Origin of the sequence: Microbacterium sp. ABRD28 (genome assembly GCF_003850245.1) — a bacterium.
GTDB lineage: Bacteria > Actinomycetota > Actinomycetes > Actinomycetales > Microbacteriaceae > Microbacterium.
On record NZ_CP031015.1, the window covers coordinates 485,394 to 504,523 of the forward strand.

21 protein-coding genes are annotated in these 19,130 nt (G+C 69.4%); 8 read left to right on the forward strand and 13 right to left on the reverse strand.

The annotated features are described in order from the left end of the window. The first annotated feature begins 75 nt into the window (after window positions 1-75). Together DT073_RS02505 and DT073_RS02510 are read left to right on the forward strand one after the other, a co-directional pair. The gene (locus DT073_RS02505) at window positions 76-1,041 is read left to right on the forward strand and encodes a helix-turn-helix transcriptional regulator (RefSeq protein ID WP_124291963.1); all 966 of its coding nucleotides are present in this window, start codon (window positions 76-78) and stop codon (window positions 1,039-1,041) included. 133 nt (window positions 1,042-1,174) lie between these two features. Continuing rightward, window positions 1,175-2,776: an SPFH domain-containing protein gene (locus DT073_RS02510; RefSeq protein WP_124291964.1), complete on the forward strand. Its 1,602-nt coding sequence runs from the start codon at window positions 1,175-1,177 to the stop codon at window positions 2,774-2,776. Window positions 2,777-2,791: 15 nt separating this feature from the next. Here the strand turns inward: DT073_RS02510 and DT073_RS02515 are convergent, their stop codons facing one another. Further along, a complete protein-coding gene (locus tag DT073_RS02515) occupies window positions 2,792-3,637 on the reverse strand; it encodes a CPBP family intramembrane glutamic endopeptidase (RefSeq protein WP_164478130.1) in 846 nt (281 codons plus the stop codon). A gap of 126 nt (window positions 3,638-3,763) precedes the next feature. Between DT073_RS02515 and DT073_RS02520 the strand changes: the two genes are divergently transcribed. Beyond that, on the forward strand, window positions 3,764-4,573 hold the full coding sequence (locus DT073_RS02520; protein ID WP_124291966.1) for an SDR family oxidoreductase: 810 nt from the start codon (window positions 3,764-3,766) through the stop codon (window positions 4,571-4,573). 282 nt (window positions 4,574-4,855) lie between these two features. Here the strand turns inward: DT073_RS02520 and DT073_RS02525 are convergent, their stop codons facing one another. The 6 genes from DT073_RS02525 to dnaB all read right to left on the reverse strand — a co-directional run bounded on the left by DT073_RS02525 (window position 4,856) and on the right by dnaB (window position 9,916). After that, the gene (locus DT073_RS02525; RefSeq protein WP_124291967.1) at window positions 4,856-5,350 is read right to left on the reverse strand and encodes a GNAT family N-acetyltransferase; all 495 of its coding nucleotides are present in this window, start codon (window positions 5,348-5,350) and stop codon (window positions 4,856-4,858) included. Further along, on the reverse strand, window positions 5,347-6,078 hold the full coding sequence (locus DT073_RS02530; protein WP_124291968.1) for a GNAT family N-acetyltransferase: 732 nt from the start codon (window positions 6,076-6,078) through the stop codon (window positions 5,347-5,349). The genes DT073_RS02525 and DT073_RS02530 overlap by 4 nt, the downstream gene beginning before the upstream one ends. Before the next feature lie 45 nt (window positions 6,079-6,123). Next, a complete protein-coding gene (locus tag DT073_RS02535) occupies window positions 6,124-7,050 on the reverse strand; it encodes an NAD(P)/FAD-dependent oxidoreductase (RefSeq protein ID WP_124291969.1) in 927 nt (308 codons plus the stop codon). A gap of 190 nt (window positions 7,051-7,240) precedes the next feature. Next, on the reverse strand, window positions 7,241-7,906 hold the full coding sequence (locus tag DT073_RS02540; RefSeq protein ID WP_124291970.1) for a GAP family protein: 666 nt from the start codon (window positions 7,904-7,906) through the stop codon (window positions 7,241-7,243). Continuing rightward, entirely contained in the window at window positions 7,903-8,427 is a 525-nt protein-coding gene (locus DT073_RS02545) for a TetR/AcrR family transcriptional regulator (RefSeq protein ID WP_164478131.1), read from the reverse strand. The genes DT073_RS02540 and DT073_RS02545 overlap by 4 nt, the downstream gene beginning before the upstream one ends. Before the next feature lie 121 nt (window positions 8,428-8,548). Continuing rightward, window positions 8,549-9,916, reverse strand: a complete 1,368-nt coding sequence (gene dnaB / locus DT073_RS02550; protein ID WP_124291972.1) for a replicative DNA helicase — start codon at window positions 9,914-9,916, stop codon at window positions 8,549-8,551. A 418-nt stretch (window positions 9,917-10,334) separates the two neighbouring features. Between dnaB and DT073_RS02555 the strand changes: the two genes are divergently transcribed. The 4 genes from DT073_RS02555 to DT073_RS16015 all read left to right on the forward strand — a co-directional run bounded on the left by DT073_RS02555 (window position 10,335) and on the right by DT073_RS16015 (window position 14,056). Further along, window positions 10,335-10,841, forward strand: a complete 507-nt coding sequence (locus DT073_RS02555) for a GNAT family N-acetyltransferase (RefSeq protein WP_240638700.1) — start codon at window positions 10,335-10,337, stop codon at window positions 10,839-10,841. Window positions 10,842-10,924: 83 nt separating this feature from the next. Continuing rightward, window positions 10,925-12,361 (forward strand): hypothetical protein, encoded by a 1,437-nt coding sequence (locus tag DT073_RS02560; RefSeq protein ID WP_164478132.1) that lies wholly within the window; start codon window positions 10,925-10,927, stop codon window positions 12,359-12,361. 79 nt (window positions 12,362-12,440) lie between these two features. After that, the gene (locus tag DT073_RS02565) at window positions 12,441-13,220 is read left to right on the forward strand and encodes a chaplin family protein (RefSeq protein WP_124291975.1); all 780 of its coding nucleotides are present in this window, start codon (window positions 12,441-12,443) and stop codon (window positions 13,218-13,220) included. Beyond that, entirely contained in the window at window positions 13,217-14,056 is an 840-nt protein-coding gene (locus tag DT073_RS16015) for a hypothetical protein (protein ID WP_240638701.1), read from the forward strand. Before DT073_RS02565 ends, DT073_RS16015 begins: the two co-directional genes overlap by 4 nt. A gap of 280 nt (window positions 14,057-14,336) precedes the next feature. Here DT073_RS16015 and rplI read toward each other — a convergent pair whose 3' ends face one another. The 6 genes from rplI to DT073_RS02600 form a co-directional block, all read right to left on the reverse strand. Beyond that, window positions 14,337-14,789 carry a 50S ribosomal protein L9 gene (gene rplI / locus DT073_RS02575; RefSeq protein ID WP_124291976.1) on the reverse strand — a complete coding sequence of 151 codons (453 nt, stop codon included), beginning with the start codon at window positions 14,787-14,789 and terminating at the stop codon, window positions 14,337-14,339. Between the two features lie 9 nt (window positions 14,790-14,798). Next, entirely contained in the window at window positions 14,799-15,053 is a 255-nt protein-coding gene (rpsR, locus tag DT073_RS02580; RefSeq protein WP_124291977.1) for a 30S ribosomal protein S18, read from the reverse strand. Window positions 15,054-15,081: 28 nt separating this feature from the next. Beyond that, on the reverse strand, window positions 15,082-15,588 hold the full coding sequence (locus tag DT073_RS02585; protein ID WP_124291978.1) for a single-stranded DNA-binding protein: 507 nt from the start codon (window positions 15,586-15,588) through the stop codon (window positions 15,082-15,084). 5 nt (window positions 15,589-15,593) lie between these two features. Beyond that, on the reverse strand, window positions 15,594-15,971 hold the full coding sequence (gene rpsF, locus DT073_RS02590) for a 30S ribosomal protein S6 (RefSeq protein WP_235015035.1): 378 nt from the start codon (window positions 15,969-15,971) through the stop codon (window positions 15,594-15,596). 177 nt (window positions 15,972-16,148) lie between these two features. After that, window positions 16,149-17,051 carry a homocysteine S-methyltransferase gene (mmuM, locus tag DT073_RS02595; RefSeq protein WP_124291980.1) on the reverse strand — a complete coding sequence of 301 codons (903 nt, stop codon included), beginning with the start codon at window positions 17,049-17,051 and terminating at the stop codon, window positions 16,149-16,151. A gap of 25 nt (window positions 17,052-17,076) precedes the next feature. After that, window positions 17,077-18,411 (reverse strand): glycosyltransferase, encoded by a 1,335-nt coding sequence (locus DT073_RS02600; protein WP_124291981.1) that lies wholly within the window; start codon window positions 18,409-18,411, stop codon window positions 17,077-17,079. 67 nt (window positions 18,412-18,478) lie between these two features. On the opposite strand from DT073_RS02600, the gene DT073_RS02605 reads away from it, so the two are divergent. Beyond that, window positions 18,479-19,129 (forward strand): TetR/AcrR family transcriptional regulator, encoded by a 651-nt coding sequence (locus DT073_RS02605; protein ID WP_124291982.1) that lies wholly within the window; start codon window positions 18,479-18,481, stop codon window positions 19,127-19,129. Window position 19,130 lies beyond the last annotated feature (1 nt).

Here is a 19,130-nt window from a genome sequence, read left to right on the forward strand (position 1 = left end):
CGTCGGCGCCTGCTCTCATGAGCCTCGCGATGAAACATGACACCCTGTGTCATATATCCGCACGAGAATGAGAAAATGCGTGCGGATCGGTTGGTCTCGCTGGTGCTGCTGCTGCGCCAGCGGGGTCGGATGACGGCCCGCGAGCTGGCCGGCGAGCTCGAGGTGTCACCCCGCACGGTGCTGCGCGACATCGAGGCGCTGTCTTCTGCCGGCGTGCCGGTGTATGTCGACCGCGGTCGGCACGGGGGCTTCTCCCTGCTTCCCGGATTCCGCACAGAACTGACCGGCCTCAATCAGGACGAAGCGCTCGCGATGCTCACGGCCGGTTCCACGCGGGGTGGGAGCATCTTCGGCCTGAGCGCCCCGCTCGCATCGGCGATGCGGAAGGTGATCGACGCGCTGCCCGACGGACACCGCGCCAACGTGGACGATGCCGCCCGGCGTTTGCTGGTCGAACCGGAGACCGATCTGCTGTCCCGGCGAACGGCCCCCGAGGAACTGGTGGCCGGGGTCATGAGCGAGGTCCGCCGCGCGGTGCTGGCCGGACACAAGCTGCGATTCGACTACGCGGCCCCCACCGGAACGCCTCGATCGCACCTCGTCGACCCGATCGGCCTGGTGACCGTGCGCGACCGAACCTATCTGCTCGCCCTCGCCGCGGGGGAGGACCGCACGTATCGGCTGTCACGGATGCTCTCCGCCGAGGAGCTCGCCGAACCGGCCGACCGCCCGGCTCGGGTCGACCTGGACCGTGTCTGGGCCGAGCGCAGCGCGCGTTTCCTCGCCGATGATCACCTGTCCGTGACCCTCGAGGTCAGGGCCTCGCGCCGAGACGAACTGCTCGGAACGGTGCGGGCCCTCCGTGCGGAACGGCCGGCCGAACCCGGATGGCTGCGGCTGGACGTCGCATTCGACGACCTTCGCCACGCCGTGTGGGCGGTGTGGCAGCTCGAGCTCGACGCGCGCGTCCTCGCACCCGATGCTCTCTGCGAGGCCGTCGCGAGGCGCGCGCGTGAACTGGTCGCTCTCTACCCGTCGTGACCCTCGGCGGTTTCGCTGGTCAACGGTTTCCACATCTCTTCCGCCGAATACGGTCAGCACACGGCCGGTCTGGCAGGGTGGGTGGGGGTGTCGGGTGGGCCGCCGCCGTTCTGCGTGACAAGGGGAGTCATACATGGAGATCGCCGGAGTCGTCGGCATCCTGATCATCGTCGGTATCGCGGTCGTCGCCGCGGTCGTCATCGGTCTGATCGCACTGCTGTTCGCACGGAGCTGGATCAAGGTCGCCCGCGCCGACGAGGCGTTGGTGATCTCGGGCCGCAAGCAGAAGGTGCAGAGCACGGTGCTGGCCGCCGACGGCACGAGCTCATCGGAGATGTCGGAGTCGCCGGTCACGGTGATCGTCAACGGCAAGTCGCTCGTGAACCCGATCACGCAGCGCCACGAGATCATCTCCCTGCGGTCGCGCCAGGTGTCGCTGAACGCCGAGGCGCAGTCGCTCGACAACGTCACGCTGAACGTCGATGGAGTGGCGATCGTGAAGATCGGCTCCGACCCGCTGTTCGTGCGCCGCGCCGCGGAGCGCTTCGCCTCGCAGGACGCCGCGATCGAGCAGTTCACCACCGAGCAACTCGAAGGTGCACTGCGCGGCATCGTCGCGACCCTGTCGGTCGTGGAACTGATGCGCGAGCGCAAGAAGTTCTCCGACCAGATCGCCGCCGACGTCTCGCACGAACTCGCCGAGCAGGGTCTCATCCTCGACTCGTTCCAGATCAAGGGCATCACCGATGCCGTGGGCTACATCCAGTCGCTCGGTGCTCCCGAGATCCAGGCGAAGCGCCAGGCCGCCGAGATCGCTCAGACCAACGCCGATCGTGCGATCAACCAGAAGATCATCACGAACAAGGAAGCGAATCTCGTCGAGCAGACCGCCCTCGACACCAACACCGCCAACGCTGATGCCGGTGTCGGTCGGGCCCGCGCCGAGGCCGAGCAGGCCGAGTACCTGGCCCGCGCCCAGGCCGAGCAGGCAGTGCTGCAGCAGCAGGCGGAGAACAAGCAGGCCCAGCTCGATGCCGACGTCAAGCGTGTCGCCGACGCGCAGCGCTACGAGGCCGAGACCCGCGCGCAGGCGGAGCTCTACACCCGCGAGCGGGCGGCCGAGGCCGCGGCGATCGAGCAGGTGAAGCAGGCCGAGGCACGCACGCGTATCGCCGAGCAGCAGGCCGAAGCCGACCGCGCCCGCGCGGCCGGTGAGGCCGCGGCGGCAGAGGCCAAGGCGACCGGTGAGGCGAACGCGCTGCGCTCCCTCGCCGATGCCGAGGCCACGGCGCGACGCCTGCGCGCCCAGGCCGAGGCCGACGCGATCCGCGCCGAGGGTGAGGCGCGCGCTGCGGCGGTGCAGGCCGAGGCCCAGGCCATCGCCTCGAACCAGGAAGCCTTCCTGTCGCAGCGGGTGCTCGACGTGCTGCCCTCGATTATGGCCGAGTTCGCCAAGGGCTACTCCACGATCGGCAACGTCTCGATCATCGGCAGCTCGGGCGACGACGGCGCGTCGGATGTCGTGGGCGGCGACAGCGCGAAAGCGCTGCGCTCGGTCTTCGACAGCGTCGAGTCGGCCACAGGACTCGACCTGGCCTCGATCATCCAGGGCCAGGCGGTCGGCCGGGGAATCGGGACGGGGATGGCGGGGGCCGCGGCGCCTGCGGCTGCTCCGGCACCGGCCCGCAAGCCCGCGGCACGCCGCGACTCCGCGGACGACCCCGCCGGCAACTGACGGACGCCGACGGCCTCAGAGCGACGCGTCGGGCTCGGGGAGTGTCCAGTTCGCCTTCCGGCGGATGAAGAATCGCGTGATGGCGACGGAGAAGACGAAACCGGGCACGATGCCGGCAACGGTGACCACCAGGGCGCTGCTCGTCTGAACGGCGGGATTCGTCAGAAGTGACTGGGCGACGACCTGGAAGCCGAGATGGAAACCTATCGGCGTCCAGACGCTGTCTGACACCAGTCGCTGGATGCCGAGGACGACACCCATGACGAGGAAGAGCGAGCCCCTCTCCGCGATCACGCCCCAACCGGTCGTCGTGACCCACAGTGTCGTGCCGAGGAGCGCGAGGAGGACGGCTTGGATGAGCACGGCCCGCACGGGCGCGACCGATGCCGACAGAGTGCGGTAGACGTAGCCCCGGAAGATCACCTCTTCGGGAATGGCCTCCAGCAGGAGGACCGTCACCACAGTGAAGGCGACAGTGCCGACCAACGTGGCCGGTGGGAGGTCTGTCGTGATCCGGACCCACCCCGCCGCATTCGCGACCCCCAGCCCGATCGCCGAGGGGACCACGAACGAGCCCACCCCGATGAGAAGGGGTCGCCACAGGCTCGGCCCCGTCTCGAGCCGCAGTGTCGACCACGGCCGGCGATCGAGAAAGCGTCGGACGACCACGATCATCGGCACCGTGAGGGCGAGGACGAAGAGGGCGCTGGAGAAGCGTCTGGCCGGGCCCACCTCATCCCCCCAGACGGCAGTGGAGAGCCAGACCATGAGACCCCAGATCACGATGGTCCCTGCCAGGACCACCGTGACGCGCCACCCCGTTCCGACAAGCGGGCCGGGCGTGGTGGTCGCAGTGGGCATGTTCGACCGTAACCGGAGCGGGATGAGCTCGGCGACATGCGCGGCCGGCCCGGTCAATGCGTAGCGAGCGCCGTCACGCACCGCAAGGCCCACGCGGGTGGACCCATTCCGGCATACCGTCGGACCATGACTGACACCTTCACTCCCCGGCATGCCATCGTCACCGCCTCCGATTCCGGAATCGGTGCAGCGACCGCCATTGCTCTCGCCGAGGCCGGGCTGGACGTGGGCATCACCTGGCACTCCGACAAGGACGGCGCCGAGAAGACCGCCGAAGAGGTGCGTGCCCGCGGCTCCCGGGCGGTGGTGACGCAGTTCGACGCGACCGATCTCGGGGGAGCCGCAAAGGTCATCGACGCGTTGGCCGACGAACTCGGCGGCGTCGACGTGTTCGTCAACAACGCCGGCGGCGGGTCGGGGGGTCCGTTCCTCGATCTCGACGTCGAAGCCTGGCGGAAGGATGTGCTCCTCAACCTCGACGGCGCGTTCGTGGGGATGCAGGCTGCGGCGCGCCGGATGGTCGCGACGGGCCGTGGTGGACGGATCATCGCCATCACCAGCGTCCACGAACACCAGCCCCGCGTGGGAAGTGCCGCGTACGTCGCGTCGAAGCACGGGCTGGGCGGTCTGGTGAAGACGATGGCGCAGGAGCTCGGCGAGTACGGAATCACCGTCAACGCCCTCGGTCCGGGAGAGATCGCCACACCCCTGAACGACATGGACGCCGACGAGGCCGAGAACACGCATCGCCCCGGCATCCCGCTCGGTCGTCCGGGAAGGCCTGACGAGATCGCGGCTGTGGCGGCGTTCCTCGCTTCGCCTGCGGCGTCCTACGTCACGGGGGCCAGCTGGGTCGTCGACGGCGGGATGCTGCAGATGGGTCCTCAGGCCGGATCTCACCTCACTTCCGACGAATGGCGTCGCGCGGGGAGCTGACCTGGGGGCACCCCACCCCTTGCCTGATCGCGGATCGCTGGGTACTCTCGAGGTCCCCCGACGGAAGGATGTCGATCATGAGAGCCTACGTACGCTGAAGTACCAAAACGAACCCCCGCCCGATGTGATCGAGCGGGGGTTTCGTCGTTGCACGACGAGGTCAGGAGAGGCGGCGCATCTGGGAGTTCGTCCGTCGCACATGTACGCCCAGACTCGCCGGACGCGTACATCTTCGACGAACGAACGGGGCGGACAGGGCGGACGGATGGCCGCGCATCGACGTCACCGCACCATTCGCGCGTCGGTGATCAGCGGGGCATGCGGGTCGTTCTGCTCGACGCCGTCGAAGCGGAACCCGTTGCGGAGGTAGAAGGCGACCGCGCGGGGATTCTCCTTCGCGACCCAGAGCATCGCCGGCCCCTCACCGACGGTCTCATCGAGCAAGGCCTGCCCGGCGCCCGTTCCGTGATGGTCAGCGAGGACGTAGATCGCGTAGAGGAGCCGGTCGCGCGGCGGTGCCTCGGCGTCCCGTCCTTCACCGGGCCCAAGCCAGGCGAACCCGATGATGTCACCGCCGATCTCCGCGACGCGAATCGTCATGTCGTCCCGTGGCTCAGCGAGCACGTGTCTCCAGAGCCGCTGGCGACCGGCCAGGTACGACGGGGAGAAGAAGTCTGCGGGGAGAAGGTGCGAGTAGGTCTCCCGCCAGGCTGCGACGTGCACCTCGGCGATCGCTGCCGCGTCCGCCGGTCGCGGCGCTCGAATCGTCGCTCTCATGTCTTCCGCATGTCAGGGCGTTCGCCGGCTGATCGATCGTTCGATGCGCGCTGAGACGGGTCGAGGTCCGCGAGCAACGCCTCGACGCCCACGATTTCAACGTCGGCGCCGAGGAGCTCGCGGTTCTGACCACGAACGACCTGCCAGCGATCACGATCGAGGCGATAGCGCGTCTGGGTCGTCGCGGCGCCGTCGCGAACGACCCGCTGGACACCGTCGACGACGTAGCCGGTGCGGCGCGAGACCGCGTGCGACGCCGGATTGTCAGCGAACGCGGCGGAGACCACGCTCTGCGCGCCGAGTGCTTCGAAACAGAAGTGGAGCATGAGCGCGCGCATCCGGCTTCCGATGCCGAGGCCTTGATGAGCTCGTCCCAGCCAGGATCCAGTCTCGACCTCGCGAAGCACAGACCACTGCTGGCCTGAAGCGCTCTGGATGCCGACCGGCTCCCCTCCCACCAGCACGCCGAACTCGAGCACCAACCGGTCGACACCGATCTGGGAACGCGCCGCCCACTGGAAAGTGAGGACGTTGCGAGCCACATCCCGCGCGCTGCCTCGCGTCCAGGGGCGGGCGAAGGGCATCAGGCTCTCGTCGTGGATCCCTCTACCCGCGAGCAGGGCCAGGTCAACAGCGAGCTCGTCATCTATCCACCGCAGCTCGAGATCCCCCGCGCGAATCCGAAGTCCGGCAGCCGGCCACAGGTCGACCAGTCGTGATGACGTCATCCGTCGATCATGCCTCTTCGACGCGATCCCCCGCACAGCGCTGCCTCACGTCTCGGCGAGTGCTTTACCAAGTGCGTGACCGGAGCCCCACGCCGTGCGGACAGCGGCCCGATCACCCCAGGCATCGCCGCAGGCGGACAGCCCCGGAGTCCGGAAGAACGGCGCACCGGTCGTTTCCACGGGGCGGGCGAACGTCCAGCGATGGGCGAACGTCACGGCGGGTTCGGCGTCGATCCGCAGGAGCCGTCGCACGGCGTCGAGCACGGGCGGGATCGCCGTCGCAGGATCGTGGAGGTGCCTACGGGCGCGCTCGGCTGCCGTGTGCACGACGAGCACGGGTGCGGCGTCGCCCCGGCGGTCGCCGTCGTCGGCGATGAACGACACGTCCGGGTCGGCGTCGACGAAGGCGCCGTGAAAATCGATCGGCCATTGCCTGCTGTCCCATCGCAGCGCCACGGCGATGACGGGCTCCCACGCGAGCTCACCGCCGGGAGCAACGTCGATAAGGCGCGCAGCCTGGGGGCCGGGCATGGCGAGAACGACCTCGCCGGCCTCGTCCCCGTCGATGCGGTGCGGCTCGACGCGCTCGACGGTGTGTTCGGTGCGCACATCGAGGCCTTCCGCGAGATCTACAGCGAGCGATCGCAGCCCTCGCGGCGCAGCCCAGCGCATCGGTCCCTTCTTGCGCGTCTGTTCACCGTCGGCGTCGATCACGGCGAAGGTGTCGGTCCAGGGGCGGGCGAGGCCACGGTCCGCCCATGCGCGAACGACGCTGTCGAAGTCGGAATCGTCCGAGACGAAGTAGGAGGCACCGAGATCGACCGGGCGCCCCCAGAGCGTTCGGCTCGACAGACGCCCGCCGACCCGACGCCCGCGATCGAGAACGCGGACCGACAGGCCTCCGACCGTGACCGCTCGGGCGCACGCGAGCCCGGAGATTCCGCCACCGACCACCGTCACGTCCACTGCCATACCTAAATCCTGGCCTGTCTACGGAACCGGTCGGGCCGGATCCTGAGCCGATGAACTCGGTGGGAACCGCTGTAGATTCCGCCGACAGATGCCCGGATCGAGCGGTCCTCGGGGGGAGAAGCCCCAAGACCACCACGCCGAATTCCGGTGAAAGATGTCTCACCCGTCGCAATGGCGGAAGAAGCGATCTCTAGACCAGCAAGAACGGTACGGACGCGACAGCGAGCCCCAGCAGGCAGAGGACGACTGCGATCGGGACCGACCGTTTCACGGTTCCGGTGCCGAGCGTGTCGACGAGTTGCTGCAACCGTTCACGGACCCGCTTCCCACTGATGATGCCGACGACGAGCAGGAGGAGACACGGCAGGCAGTAGATCACCGTGTATCCGGCGAGGATCGCCAAGCCCGTGCCTGGCGTCACTCCGGTCGAGACCATCCTCTCGATGGCAATGAAGTACGGGAACGCATTCGGGAGGTCAGCGGCGGTGAGGAGCATCCCGAACGGCAGGGCGGTCCAGGGGCTGAACCAGCCCGGAACTTCGATGGCGCGTCGCGGGCGATCTCGCAATCGGCGGATGCCGGCGACGATGAGCGCGATGCCCGCTGCGCCGAATGCCACGAACCGAAGTCCGATGACGATCCCTTCTACCGCTCCGGCCGCGGCGCCAGCGGTGAGGAACAACGCGGCCCCGACGGTGAAGACCGTCAAGGCAGCGCCGAGGACGGCGGCGCCGGCGACGAGCGCCGGCCGGCGAGGAGCGGCCAGCAGGACGAGGGTGACCGCCACGATCGTCGCCGGGTTCAGCGAATCGAGCAGCGCCAGCCCCGCGATGCCGGCGATCAGTACACCCGTCATCGAGCATCATCCGTGGACGCGCGCTCGAAGGTCAGGAAGCGCAGGAGCGCGTCAACGTTCTCCTGGTCGCGATTGAGGCCGACCAGTGAGTTGGCCACGAGTGCATCGCCGACGAGGCGGATGGCGTGCGCCTGGATCTCGTCTCCCACCTCGGAGGCGATCAGCGCCTCCCACCGGTCGATGGCGACGACGGAGTCTCTGAGGAGGGGGCCGAATTCGTCATCGGTCGGCCGAAAGCTCGAGGCGAGGGCCTGCAACAGCGCCCTGTCGTTGTCGTCAGGGAGAGACAGTTCCAGCCACGTTCGCGCCGCGGCGCCCACCGCAGCTGCTTCGACCATGGCGGCATCGACCTCATCGAGTGCCTGTCGAGCCAGTCCCACCACCAGAGCAGACCGGGTGGGGAAGTGGTGCATCAAGCCACCTTTGGACACCCCCGCGGCCTCCACGACGGCATTCAGAGACGGGACCGCACCCCCCTCGAGCGTCAGGCGGCGGGCTGTGTGCAGAATCTGCGACCGCATGCTGATGATACTAACCGACCGGGTGGTCGGTCGGTACCCCAGCATGGGAAGGGCCAGATGCAGATGTCGTGCCAGCTACGGCGGGATCGACACGTGCAGTGGGAATTCACAGAAGACCGCGCTACATCCCCACGGCCATGTCGGTGAAGCGGGAGAAGTGCCCCTGGAACGCTACGACCACGGTGTCGGTCGGGCCGTTACGGTGCTTGGCCACGATCAGGTCGGCTTCGCCGGCGCGAGGGCTGTCGCGCTCGTACGCCGCCTCACGGTGGAGCAGGACGACCATGTCGGCATCCTGCTCGATCGAACCCGACTCGCGGAGGTCGGACAGGGCCGGCTTCTTGTCCGCCCGCTGCTCGGGACCACGGTTCAGCTGCGACAGGGCGATCACCGGCACCTGGAGCTCCTTGGCGAGAAGCTTCAGGGCACGGGAGAACTCCGAGACCTCCTGCTGACGCGACTCGACGCGCTTGCCGCTCGTCATGAGCTGCAGGTAGTCGATGATGACCATCTTCAGACCCACTCGCTGCTTGAGGCGGCGGCACTTCGCGCGGATCTCGACCAGGGTCATGTTGGGGCTGTCGTCGATGTAGAGGGGAGCATCGTTGATGCGTCCGCGGGTGGAGGCGATCGTCGTCCAGTCGCGCGAGTCGAGCGTGCCCTTGCGCATGTTCTGCAGCGGTACGGCCGCCTCGGCGCTCATGAGGCGCATGGCGATCTCACTCCGCCCCATTTCGAGGGAGAAGACGATGGTCGGCATGTTGTTCTTGATCGCGGCCGCGCGCGCAAAATCCAGAGCCAGCGTTGATTTGCCCATAGCCGGCCTCGCTGCCACGACGATCATCTGCCCGGGGTGCAGACCGTTCGTGAGCTGGTCGAGCCCCGAGAAGCCGGTCGGGATGCCGGTCATCTGACCATCGCGCCCACGCGCGGCCTCGATCTCGTCCACCGCGGCGTCGACGGCAATGGTCAGCGGGACGTAATCCTCGGTCTCCTGCCCGCTGTTGACGGAGTAGATCTCGGCCTGAGCGTTGTTGACGAGCTCGATCGCGTCGCCCTCGCCCTTGTAGCCCATCTGCACGATGCGGGTCCCGGCCTCGACGAGGCGCCGCAGCAGCGCCCGCTCGGCGACGATGGATGCGTAGTAGCCCGCGTTCGCCGCGGTCGGCACGATCGAGGTCAGGGTGTGCAGGTAGTCCGCCCCACCCGCTCGCTGCAGGTCACCGGTCTTGATGAGCTCATCCGTGACCGCGATGACATCCGTCGGCTCACCGTGCGAATACAGAGAAAGGATCGCCTCGTAGATGATCTCGTGCTTCGGGATGTAGAAATCCGCGCCGCGCAGCGTCTCGATGACGTCGGCGACGGCGTCCTTCGACAGCAGCATCCCGCCCAGCGTGCTCTGCTCGGCCGCCATGTCGTGCGGCGGTGTGCGCTCCGGCTCGCGCCGACCGCCCATGCGTTCATCAGAGATGTCTGCGATCGACATAGGCGATGTGTTCTCCCCATCCTTCGTGCGCGCGCGGAAGCGACGACCCGTCACGCCGGCCCCGGGACCCGATGTTCCCGCAGCGTCCGCGTCGACGCTGTGCGTGCGGCTCGTCCTGAGCTCCACTCACGGTAAGGAGGGGGTCGGACACTCGCAAGACGGCCTGTGGATAACTCTGTGCAAACTCTGCGCGAAACGCCGTCTGGCCTGTGAACAACGGTTGTGGACAACTCTGGGAATGATCACCGATGCGGTGACGGATTGAGCTTATGATCTGGACTTTTTTCGCTCACAGAATGTGGATAACGATGTGCTTGAAGTACTCGTTGAAGGTTTGCCGACTTGACAAACAGATGTGGACAACGTGCGCGGTCAGGTGACGGTCACTCGGATGCCGCGGCACCGCGAGGATGGAGGGGTGACCTACCAGATTCTCGAGGTTCCCGTGGACGATCCGCGCGCCGCGGCACTGCGCGCTGCACTCGACGAGGACCTCGAACGACGCTACGGACCCCTGAACCGGGATGAGCCGGCGCACATCAAGGCAGCACGGATCGAGGCGCTGCGCGTCGCGCCGGAGGAGGTCGTGTCGACCTGGATCGCAGTCACCGATGACGCGCCCGTCGGGCACGTCATGCTTCGGCGCCTGGGATCCGAATGGGAGCTGAAGCGCCTCGTCGTCACAGCCGCCGCCCGTGGCCGCGGGATCGGACGCGCCCTCACGGAACGGGTCATCGACCGGGCGCGTGCCGGGGATGCGCGCCGGGTCATCCTGCAGACAGGCGCTCCGCAGCCCGAGTCGATCGCGCTGTACACCAGCCTCGGATTCACCCCGATGCCGGTGTACGAGCCCTACCGCGCGACGATGCCGAACTCGCTGTGCTTCGAGCTGCGGCTTGCCCCGAGCCCCTTGACAGTGTCATAGGCCAGTCATAGGGTCGGAAATCCAGGCACCCCAGATCCGCGCGATGGCGCGCGGAGCGAATCATTCGCGTGCGGAGGTGAAGGATGGACGCGGCGGTCCCCGGTCGGAACCCACGACTCGTGCAGCTTGTGCTGGCGGGGTTGGGAATGGCGATCGGCTGGATGCTGCTGTCCTTCGTGCTCGGGCTGTCGTCCTCGAGCGCCCTCGCGGATGAGTCTCAGGACTCTGGGGGACTGTTGAGCACTGTCGGCACGGTCGTCGACGGTGGGGCCGAGGCCGTCGAGACGGTGGCCGAGCCCGTCACCGATACCGCGGGCGCAGTGGTCGGGGGCGGCGTCTCCGCCGTTCAAGAGACCGCCGAGCCGGTGACCAGCACGGCGACCTCACTCCTGTCTGGCGGCTCTGAGCAGCCCGCTGACGGGGCGGCCACCGTCGCGGGTGGCACGGACACCGTCCAGGAGGCGGCAGCGCCGCTCGCGGCGGTCGCCGCCCCTGTGACCGACACCGTCTCGAGTGTCGCGACGGAGGAACCGAGCACGGTTCAGGGAATCGCGGCGCCGGTCGTCGGTGCCGTCACCGACGTCGCGGGCGACGCGGGCGATACGGTCAGCGACACCACGCGACCGGTCACAGAGCCCGTCCGCGGGGTCGTCACCAGTGGAACCCGCATCGTCGATGACGCGACGGGTGCGGTCACCGGCACCGCCGCGGGTCTCGTCGACGGCGTCACCGACGGAGCCGGCGATCTTCTGGATGCCGCTCCGCTGCAGCCCGTCGTGCGCCCGGTCGCGGGACTCGCCTCCACCGCCGTCGATGGTGGCGGCGCGCTGATCGAAACCGTCGGCGGGCAGCGCCCGGTGTCGCAGGTCGTCGGCGTCGTGACCGACGTCGTCGAGCAGACGCCGGTCGTGGGCGATATCGCCGATGACCTGGGCGTTACCGACGCGGCGGAACAGCTCGGCGGATCCGTCGACGACGGCGTCGGCACCGTCGGCGGTGTCGTGAGCGGCTCCGGTGAGAACCTCGCCCCCGCCGCCCCCGCCGGTTCCCTTCCGAGCGTTCGGCCGCCGCTCCCCGGCGGGCCTCTCGCAACGGGAGGGTCTCCGGCGCCGGTGACGGTGGACGCGCCTGTCGACCACGCGGTGCGGGAATCGGATGCCACCGGCGCGGCGTCGTCCGCGGCATCCGATCTTCTCGAACGCACCCAGCGGCTCATGGACGAGCGTTTCCGGCAGTCACCGGCGACCGCGTCGTCCGATCTCCCCAACCCCGCTCCGACCGCCGACGAGGCGGCCGGGACCGCCGACGCCGTCGGCGGCAACCGACCTTTCCACACGACCGGGGGATCCCTCCCCGTCGACGCCACCGCGGCAGGGCCCGGTGGCGCCAGCCTCGGCGCCTGGGGGCTGATCGCCTTCGGACCGCTCTTCGCATACCGTGCCTGGATGCGACGTTCGGCTCCTGAGGACGATCGCCTGCCCGGGGCGCCGATCTTCGAGACAGACGCCTCCCCCGACTGATGGACTCCGCGCCGCTTTGCGGCGCTGCCCGAGTCATCCGCGTTCGCGCGACATCCATCAGTTCAAGGGAGAAACTTCCATGCACACGTTCGTCAAGCGTGCCCTCTGGGGCACGGTGATCGCCGGCGGTCTCACGCTGTTCGGCGCAACGGTCGCCTCCGCGGCCGAAACCACCGGAGAGGACGGGCTCCTCTCCGGCACCCAAGCCGTCGTCGATCTGAACGCGCCGGTCTCGGTCGTCGGCAACGCCGTCTCCGTGATCGGTGACAGCGAATCGACGTCGGAGTCCGCGACGGCGCAGCCGTCTGCGGCGCAGCCGGCAGGGTCGGCGGTCTCGCAGCCGACCCAGACCACCGACGGCTCCGACGGCGTCGGGTCGGGCTCGCAGGCCGTGCTCGGCATCGAGGCCCCTGTCACCGTCGCCGGCAACGCCATCTCGGTGCTCGGTGACAGCACGTCGGAATCGTCGACGACGACCACGGCGCCGGTCACGGCTCCGGTCGCAGCCGAGACCTCCGGCGAGGACAGCATCCTCGGCGGGACACAGGGGATCGTGTCGGTCGATGTTCCGATCACCGTCTCGGGTAACGCCGTGTCGGTCATCGGCGACAGCGACAGCTCGTCGACCACTGAGACCGGGACGACCGGCGGTGGGAACGGCGGCAGCGGCGGCGGGATCACCGGCGTGACCTCCGGCGAAGACAGCATCCTCGGCGGAACCCAGGTCATCGCCCCCATCACCGCACCCGTCACCGTCGCCGGGAACGCCATCGCGGCATCGGAGACAGCAACAGCTCCTCCGACACCGCCATCACCACCGGCGGGAACGGCGGCAGCGGCGGCGGGATCACCGGCGTGACCTCCGGCGAGGACAGCATCCTCGGCGGAACCCAGGTCATCGCCCCCATCACCGCACCCGTCACCGTCGCCGGGAACGCCATCTCCGGCATCGGAGACAGCAACAGCTCCTCCGACACCACCGTCACCACCGGCGGGAACGGCGGCAGCGGCGGCGGGATCACCGGCGTGACCTCCGGCGAGGACAGCATCCTCGGCGGAACCCAGATCCTAGCGCCGATCACCGCACCTGTCACCATCGGCGGCAACGCCATCTCCGTCATCGGTGACAGCGAGACCGGGTCGACCACGGTTGTTCCGGGCACCCCCGGCACGCCTGGGAATCCGGGCGAGCCCGGCACCCCGGGTACGCCCGGCGAGCCCGGAACGCCGGGGACCCCGGGTACGCCCGGCGAGCCCGGAACGCCGGGGACCCCGGGAACACCCGGTACGCCCGGCCAGCCCGGAACCCCCGGCACCCCCGGCACCCCGGGCCAGCCCGGCCAGCCCGGCACACCCGGAACCCCGGGAACGCCCGGCACCCCCGGCCAGCCCGGAACCCCGGGAACCCCCGGAACGCCCGGTCAGCCCGGTCAGCCCGGTCAGCCCGGCGCGCCCGGCACGCCCGGCACGCCCGGCACCCCCGGAACCCCTGGTGAGCCGGGAACCCCTGGCGCAACCGGTGCATCCGCTGTTCCGTCGCTCGCCGCCGAGCGCGTGATGGGAAGCACGGCAACCGCCACCGCACCCCTCGCCGCCACCGGCGGCACGGCAACAGGTCCCGCGGCTCTGCTGCTGGCGCTCGGACTCATCGTCCTGGGTGCGGGCCTGCGGAAGGTGCGTCACCGTACGGCGTGAATCCACACGGTCACGGACGCGCATCGCGAGGGATGCGCACCGTGATCGTCACGCCGCTACGACGGATGCCGCGGGGCGATAGCCCCTGGGGGATGGGCTGCTTCGCGGCATCCGGCTCTCCATCTCGGGCGTCCTGCCCCGAGCCACCCGGTCCGCGGCGGCTCGTGCGGCATCGACGCCGTAAGCGCGGGCGAAGGAGAGAACGACGGATGCCGCGGAGCCGCCCCCTGGGAAGAGGGCCGCTCCGCGGCATCCGGAACCCGCTCGGCGGGTCGACGCGTTATTTCGCGGCGACGACCTGCAGCGTGATGACGGCGGTGAGGTCGTCACGCAGGCGAACGGTCGCCTCGTGCTCGCCCACGGCCTTGATCGGCGAGGTGATGTGGATGGTGCGCTTGTCCAGCTCGCCGAGGCCGGCGGCCTTGACCGCGTCGGCCACGTCACCGGTCTTGACCGAGCCGAACAGACGCCCCTCGGCGCCGGCCTTGACGGTCAGCTTGACGGTGTTGGACTCGAGACGGTTCTTCAGCGCCACGGCTTCTTCGTGGTCGTGGAACGCGCGGGCCTCGCGGGCGGCGCGAATCGACGCCACCTGCTTCTCGCCACCGCGGGTCCACTGCACGGCGAAGCCCTGCGGGATGAGGTAGTTACGGGCGTACCCGTCCTTGACATCGACGACGTCACCGGCCGAACCGAGGCCGGCGACCTCGTTCGTGAGAATCAGCTTCGACATGGGTGCTCCTTAGCGGCCAGCGCCGGAGTAGGGCAGGAGCGCCATTTCGCGGGCGTTCTTGATCGCGCGGGCGATCAGACGCTGCTCCTGAACCGAGACACCGGTGATACGACGGGCGCGGATCTTGCCGCGCTCCGAAATGAACTTGCGAAGCGTGGCGACGTCCTTGTAGTCAATGACGCCGACGCGGATCGCCTTCGCGGGAGCGGCGTTCTTCGCGCCCTTCCGCGGCTTGCGGCGGTCGCCGCTCGACTTTCCAGCCATGGTGTTCCTTTACGTTTCTTGAGATCTCTTAGAAGGGCGTGTCGTCGCCGTAGGCGGCGGACCCGGGGGTGCTCCAGGCGTCGGCGCCGCCGGCGTTCGACGAGCCGGGGGTCGCCCACGGCTCATCCGCCACCTGCGCCTGCTGACGGCCTCCGCCGCCGCCGCCACCGCTCGATGCGCGCGTGACCTGGGCCGTCGCATAACGCAGCGACGGACCGATCTCGTCGACCTCGAGCTCGATGGAGGTGCGGTTGTTGCCCTCGCGGTCCTGGTAGTTGCGCTGCTTCAGGCGACCGGTCGCGATGACGCGGGAGCCCTTCGTCAGCGAACCGGCGACATGCTCGGCGAACTCCCGCCACACGCTCGCGCGGAGGAACAGCGCGTCGCCGTCCTTCCACTCGTTCGCCTGACGGTCGAAGGTACGCGGCGTCGATGCGATCGTGAAGTTCGCGACGGGCAGGCCGTTCTGCGTGTAGCGCAGTTCGGGATCTGCCGTGAGGTTTCCCACGACGGTGATGATCGTTTCGCCGGCCATCGTCGTTACGCCTTCGCTTCAGCCGACTCGCGGCGCGGGGCCCGGGCGGGAGCGGCAGCCTTGCGGGCGGCCTTCTCGTCGGCGCGCTTCTTCTCGGCGGCGACCATGGCCTGTGCCTCTTCGGCACGCAGGACCTTGGTGCGCATGATGCTCTCGTTGAGCTTCAGCTGACGGTCGAGCTCCTGAGCGGCCTCGCTGGTCGAGGTGAAGTTCACGACGGCGTAGATGCCCTCGGTCTTCTTCTGGATCTCGTAGGCGAGACGGCGGCGACCCCAGATGTCGACGTTGTCGATCGAGCCATCAGCGTTGGTGATGACCTTCAGGAACTTGTCGAGGTTCGGGGCGACCTGGCGCTCGTCGATCTCAGGGTTCAGGATGACCATGAGCTCGTACTGGTGCGTGTGCGTCACTTACCCACCTCCTTCGGACTAGAACGGCTGCCGGGCATTTCCCGGTAGCAGGAGGGTGTGTGCACGTCGTCACGGGCTCACAGGCGCACAGGCCCAGCCGGACAACCCTCCCATGCTACCGGATGGTCGGTCGCGGCGCGATTCCGCCGGTCAGCCGAGGGCGTTCGCGATCGCGCGGATCTCCTCAGGGCCGACGCGGCAGCACCCGCCGATGCCGCTCGCGCCGGCGTCGCGCCACGCCGTAGCGTCGTCAGCGAGTGAGCGCCCGGCACCCGACCACCGCCGCTCGTCCGCCCGCCACGCCTCTCCGCTGTTGGGGTACACCAGCAGCGGAGCATCCGTCGCCGCACCCAGCACACCGAGGGCATCCGCGACACCGCGCGGGTCGCAGCAGTTGAGTCCGACGGCGACCAGTCGGGGGAGGGATGCCGCGATTCCGGCCGCCTCGGCGAGTGACTCACCGGTGCGCAGCATCCCGTCGTCGCCGATCGTGACGCTCACCCACGCCGGCACGTCGAGGTCGGCGAGCTCGGCAGAGATCGCCTCCACCTCGGCCAGAGAGGGAATCGTCTCGACCGCGAGCACGTCGGCACCCGCCGCGGCCAGCGCCGCGAGGCGCGGGCGGTGCCAGGCCCGCAGCTCGGCCACCGTCATCCCGTAGCCGCCGGTGTACTCGCTGCCGTCGGCGCGAGCGGCACCGTATGGTCCGACCGACGCGGCGACCCAGGCCTCCCCGGACTCGAGTCCCGCCGCGGCGCGTGCCTCCCGAGCGATCTCGACACTGCGGGAGAGGAGCGCGTCGACCTCGCTCCGGTCCAGCCCCACCGCCGCGAGGCCCTCGTAGCTGACCTGATACGACCCCGAGATCGCCACCCGCGCGCCGGCGGCGAAGTACGCCTCGTGCGCGCGGCGTACGGCGCCGGGGTCATCCCGCAGCAGCCGCGCCGTCCACAGGTGCGACGAGAGGTCATGACCGTGGGCTTCGAGCAACGTGCCGAGGCCGCCGTCGAGCACGACGATTCCTCGCGTCAGGGCCTCGGCGAGTGTCGGCACGGCGACAGTGTAGATCGCGCGGGTGTCACGATCCCGACGACCCCGTCGACGCCACCCCCGTTGACGCGGGCGCGCCGGGGCGGCGGACGACGGTCTGCAGCAGCGCGGTGAGTCCCGCCAGTCCGTCCGCGCGCGCGTACGCCGCGGCGAGCGAGCGCGCCCGCTCGCGGAACGAGGGCTCACCCAGCACCCGCTCCACCGCCTGACCGACCGCCTCGGTCGACGGCGTCGAGGTGCGCAGGTTGACCCCGGCCCCCGTCCACCCCACCCGGGCGCTCACCTCGACCTTGTCCTCGGTCTGACCGGCGACCACCAGCGGCACCCCCGCGGCGAGGGCCTGTTGCACACCGCCGTACCCGCCGTTGGTCACCATGACATCGACCCGAGGGAGCAAACGGCCGTAGGGGAGGTACCGCGCGACCCGGGCGTTCGCCGGCACCCGGGCCCCGAGCGCCTCGACCGGACGACCGCCCGTCGACACGACGACGAGCACATCCCGCTCGGCGAGCGCCTCGAGCGTCGGCCCGACGAGCTGATCGAAGTCGCTGTTGGCGATCGTGCCCTGCGTGACGTGGACCACGGGGCGATCGGTGTCGAGGTCGTCCCACCAGGCGGGAACAGAGGAGTCGGATGCCGCGGGCGTCAGCGGCCCCACGAAGTGCACGTTCGGGGCGAGATCCGAGCGCGGGTACTCGAAGGCCGAGACGCTGAACTGCGCGATCGCGTCCGCGTGGCGCGGCCAGTCGAGGAAGAGACCGCCGAACGTCGCGCCCACCTCGCGCCGGCTGACCGCGTCGGCCTCGCGCTGGACGCCGCCGAAGATGACGTGCCGAGCGGCCACGCGCAGTGCGGCGTTGCGCGCCCGGCCCATCCACCCCGCTCGCGGCGTGACGCCGAGGCCGAAGGGCGCCGTGTCGCGGCTGGGAACCCCGAGTGGGAAGATCCCGAGCACGATCACCGGCACCCGCTCACGGTCGGGGAGGTGGAGGGCGAGCGCCGACCCGAGGAAGAGCGGTTCGGTGAGCACGGCGTCGATCGGGTGTGCGGCGAGTTCCGCGCGCACCATCGCGAGCTGCGCCGGTGCGGGTCGGAGGAAGAGGGTGCTCATGTCGAAGCGCAGCGCAGCGGGCCCCGTCAGTCCGACCCGGTCGGGAAAGGCCTCATCGGCGTGGTCGAGATCGACATCGGCGTCGTCGGTCATCCCGACGAGTTCGGCACCCGCCGCCTGCACCTGCGCCGCGTACCGCCGGCTGGTGAGAAAGCGCACGGTGTCACCCCGGTCGACGAGGTGACGGGCGATGCGCAGCAGCGGCATGACGTGGCCGTGGGCGGGTGTGCAGGTGATGAGAAAGGTGGACATGAGCGGACTCCCCCGTAGAATCGATAACCCTAGGAAGTATTCACTACCCCGTGAGGTTAGTCAATAGATGTCTCCCCCCTCAGCCGCCGGCCGCAGCTACCGCTCGGAGCTTCGCGCGCAGCAGGCGATGCAGACGCGACGGAAGATCGTCGCCGCCGCCGCCGATCTCTTCGCCACGCAGGGCTATCAGGCCACGACCCTCGCCGCGATCGCGCGGCGCGCCGGCGTCTCGGCCGAGACCGTCAAGGCCGCGGCGTCGAAGGCGGAGCTGCTCATCGCCGCCTTCGAGGTCACGTTCGCCGGCACCGAGGCCGCACCGTCACTGGCCGAAACCGAGGTCGCCGCCGACGTGCTCGACCTTCCGGACGAGGTGTTCCTCACCACGGTGATCCGCCAGATCGGAAGTGCCAATGCCCGCGGGTACGCCCTGTGGACGGTGCTGCTCGGCGCCGCCGCATCCGATCCCGTGGTCGAGGCAGCGCTGCAGGGCATCCTCGACCGTCGCGCCGCCGACTACCGTCGGCTCGTCGACGAATTGATCGCACGCCGCCTCGTCCCCTCATCCGCCGATCCACCGGGCCGCGCGGCCGCCGTGTCGTTCCTCCTCTCCCCCGAGGGGTATCAGCAACTCGTCGGTCAGTCGGGCTGGACCCACGAGGCCTACCTGAGGTGGGCGGAGCGCGCCGTGCGCGCCGAGATGTCCGCGAGCGCCGGGTAGC

What these genes read in the sequence shown, in the direction of transcription:
- DT073_RS02605 (WP_124291982.1), top strand. Translation starts at nt 18,479, where the DNA reads ATGTCTCCCCCCTCAGCCGCCGGCCGCAGCTACCGCTCGGAGCTTCGC.
- DT073_RS02585 (WP_124291978.1), bottom strand. Translation starts at nt 15,588, where the DNA reads ATGGCCGGCGAAACGATCATCACCGTCGTGGGAAACCTCACGGCAGAT.
- dnaB (WP_124291972.1), bottom strand. Translation starts at nt 9,916, where the DNA reads ATGTCGATCGCAGACATCTCTGATGAACGCATGGGCGGTCGGCGCGAG.
- DT073_RS02600 (WP_124291981.1), bottom strand. Translation starts at nt 18,411, where the DNA reads ATGTCCACCTTTCTCATCACCTGCACACCCGCCCACGGCCACGTCATG.
- DT073_RS02520 (WP_124291966.1), top strand. Translation starts at nt 3,764, where the DNA reads ATGACTGACACCTTCACTCCCCGGCATGCCATCGTCACCGCCTCCGAT.
- DT073_RS02535 (WP_124291969.1), bottom strand. Translation starts at nt 7,050, where the DNA reads ATGGCAGTGGACGTGACGGTGGTCGGTGGCGGAATCTCCGGGCTCGCG.
- DT073_RS02540 (WP_124291970.1), bottom strand. Translation starts at nt 7,906, where the DNA reads ATGACGGGTGTACTGATCGCCGGCATCGCGGGGCTGGCGCTGCTCGAT.
- DT073_RS02565 (WP_124291975.1), top strand. Translation starts at nt 12,441, where the DNA reads ATGCACACGTTCGTCAAGCGTGCCCTCTGGGGCACGGTGATCGCCGGC.
- DT073_RS02545 (WP_164478131.1), bottom strand. Translation starts at nt 8,427, where the DNA reads ATGCGGTCGCAGATTCTGCACACAGCCCGCCGCCTGACGCTCGAGGGG.
- DT073_RS02530 (WP_124291968.1), bottom strand. Translation starts at nt 6,078, where the DNA reads ATGACGTCATCACGACTGGTCGACCTGTGGCCGGCTGCCGGACTTCGG.
- DT073_RS02525 (WP_124291967.1), bottom strand. Translation starts at nt 5,350, where the DNA reads ATGAGAGCGACGATTCGAGCGCCGCGACCGGCGGACGCGGCAGCGATC.
- rpsR (WP_124291977.1), bottom strand. Translation starts at nt 15,053, where the DNA reads ATGGCTGGAAAGTCGAGCGGCGACCGCCGCAAGCCGCGGAAGGGCGCG.
- DT073_RS02515 (WP_164478130.1), bottom strand. Translation starts at nt 3,637, where the DNA reads ATGCCCACTGCGACCACCACGCCCGGCCCGCTTGTCGGAACGGGGTGG.
- DT073_RS02505 (WP_124291963.1), top strand. Translation starts at nt 76, where the DNA reads ATGCGTGCGGATCGGTTGGTCTCGCTGGTGCTGCTGCTGCGCCAGCGG.
- rplI (WP_124291976.1), bottom strand. Translation starts at nt 14,789, where the DNA reads ATGTCGAAGCTGATTCTCACGAACGAGGTCGCCGGCCTCGGTTCGGCC.
- rpsF (WP_235015035.1), bottom strand. Translation starts at nt 15,971, where the DNA reads ATGGTCATCCTGAACCCTGAGATCGACGAGCGCCAGGTCGCCCCGAAC.
- DT073_RS02560 (WP_164478132.1), top strand. Translation starts at nt 10,925, where the DNA reads ATGGACGCGGCGGTCCCCGGTCGGAACCCACGACTCGTGCAGCTTGTG.
- DT073_RS02510 (WP_124291964.1), top strand. Translation starts at nt 1,175, where the DNA reads ATGGAGATCGCCGGAGTCGTCGGCATCCTGATCATCGTCGGTATCGCG.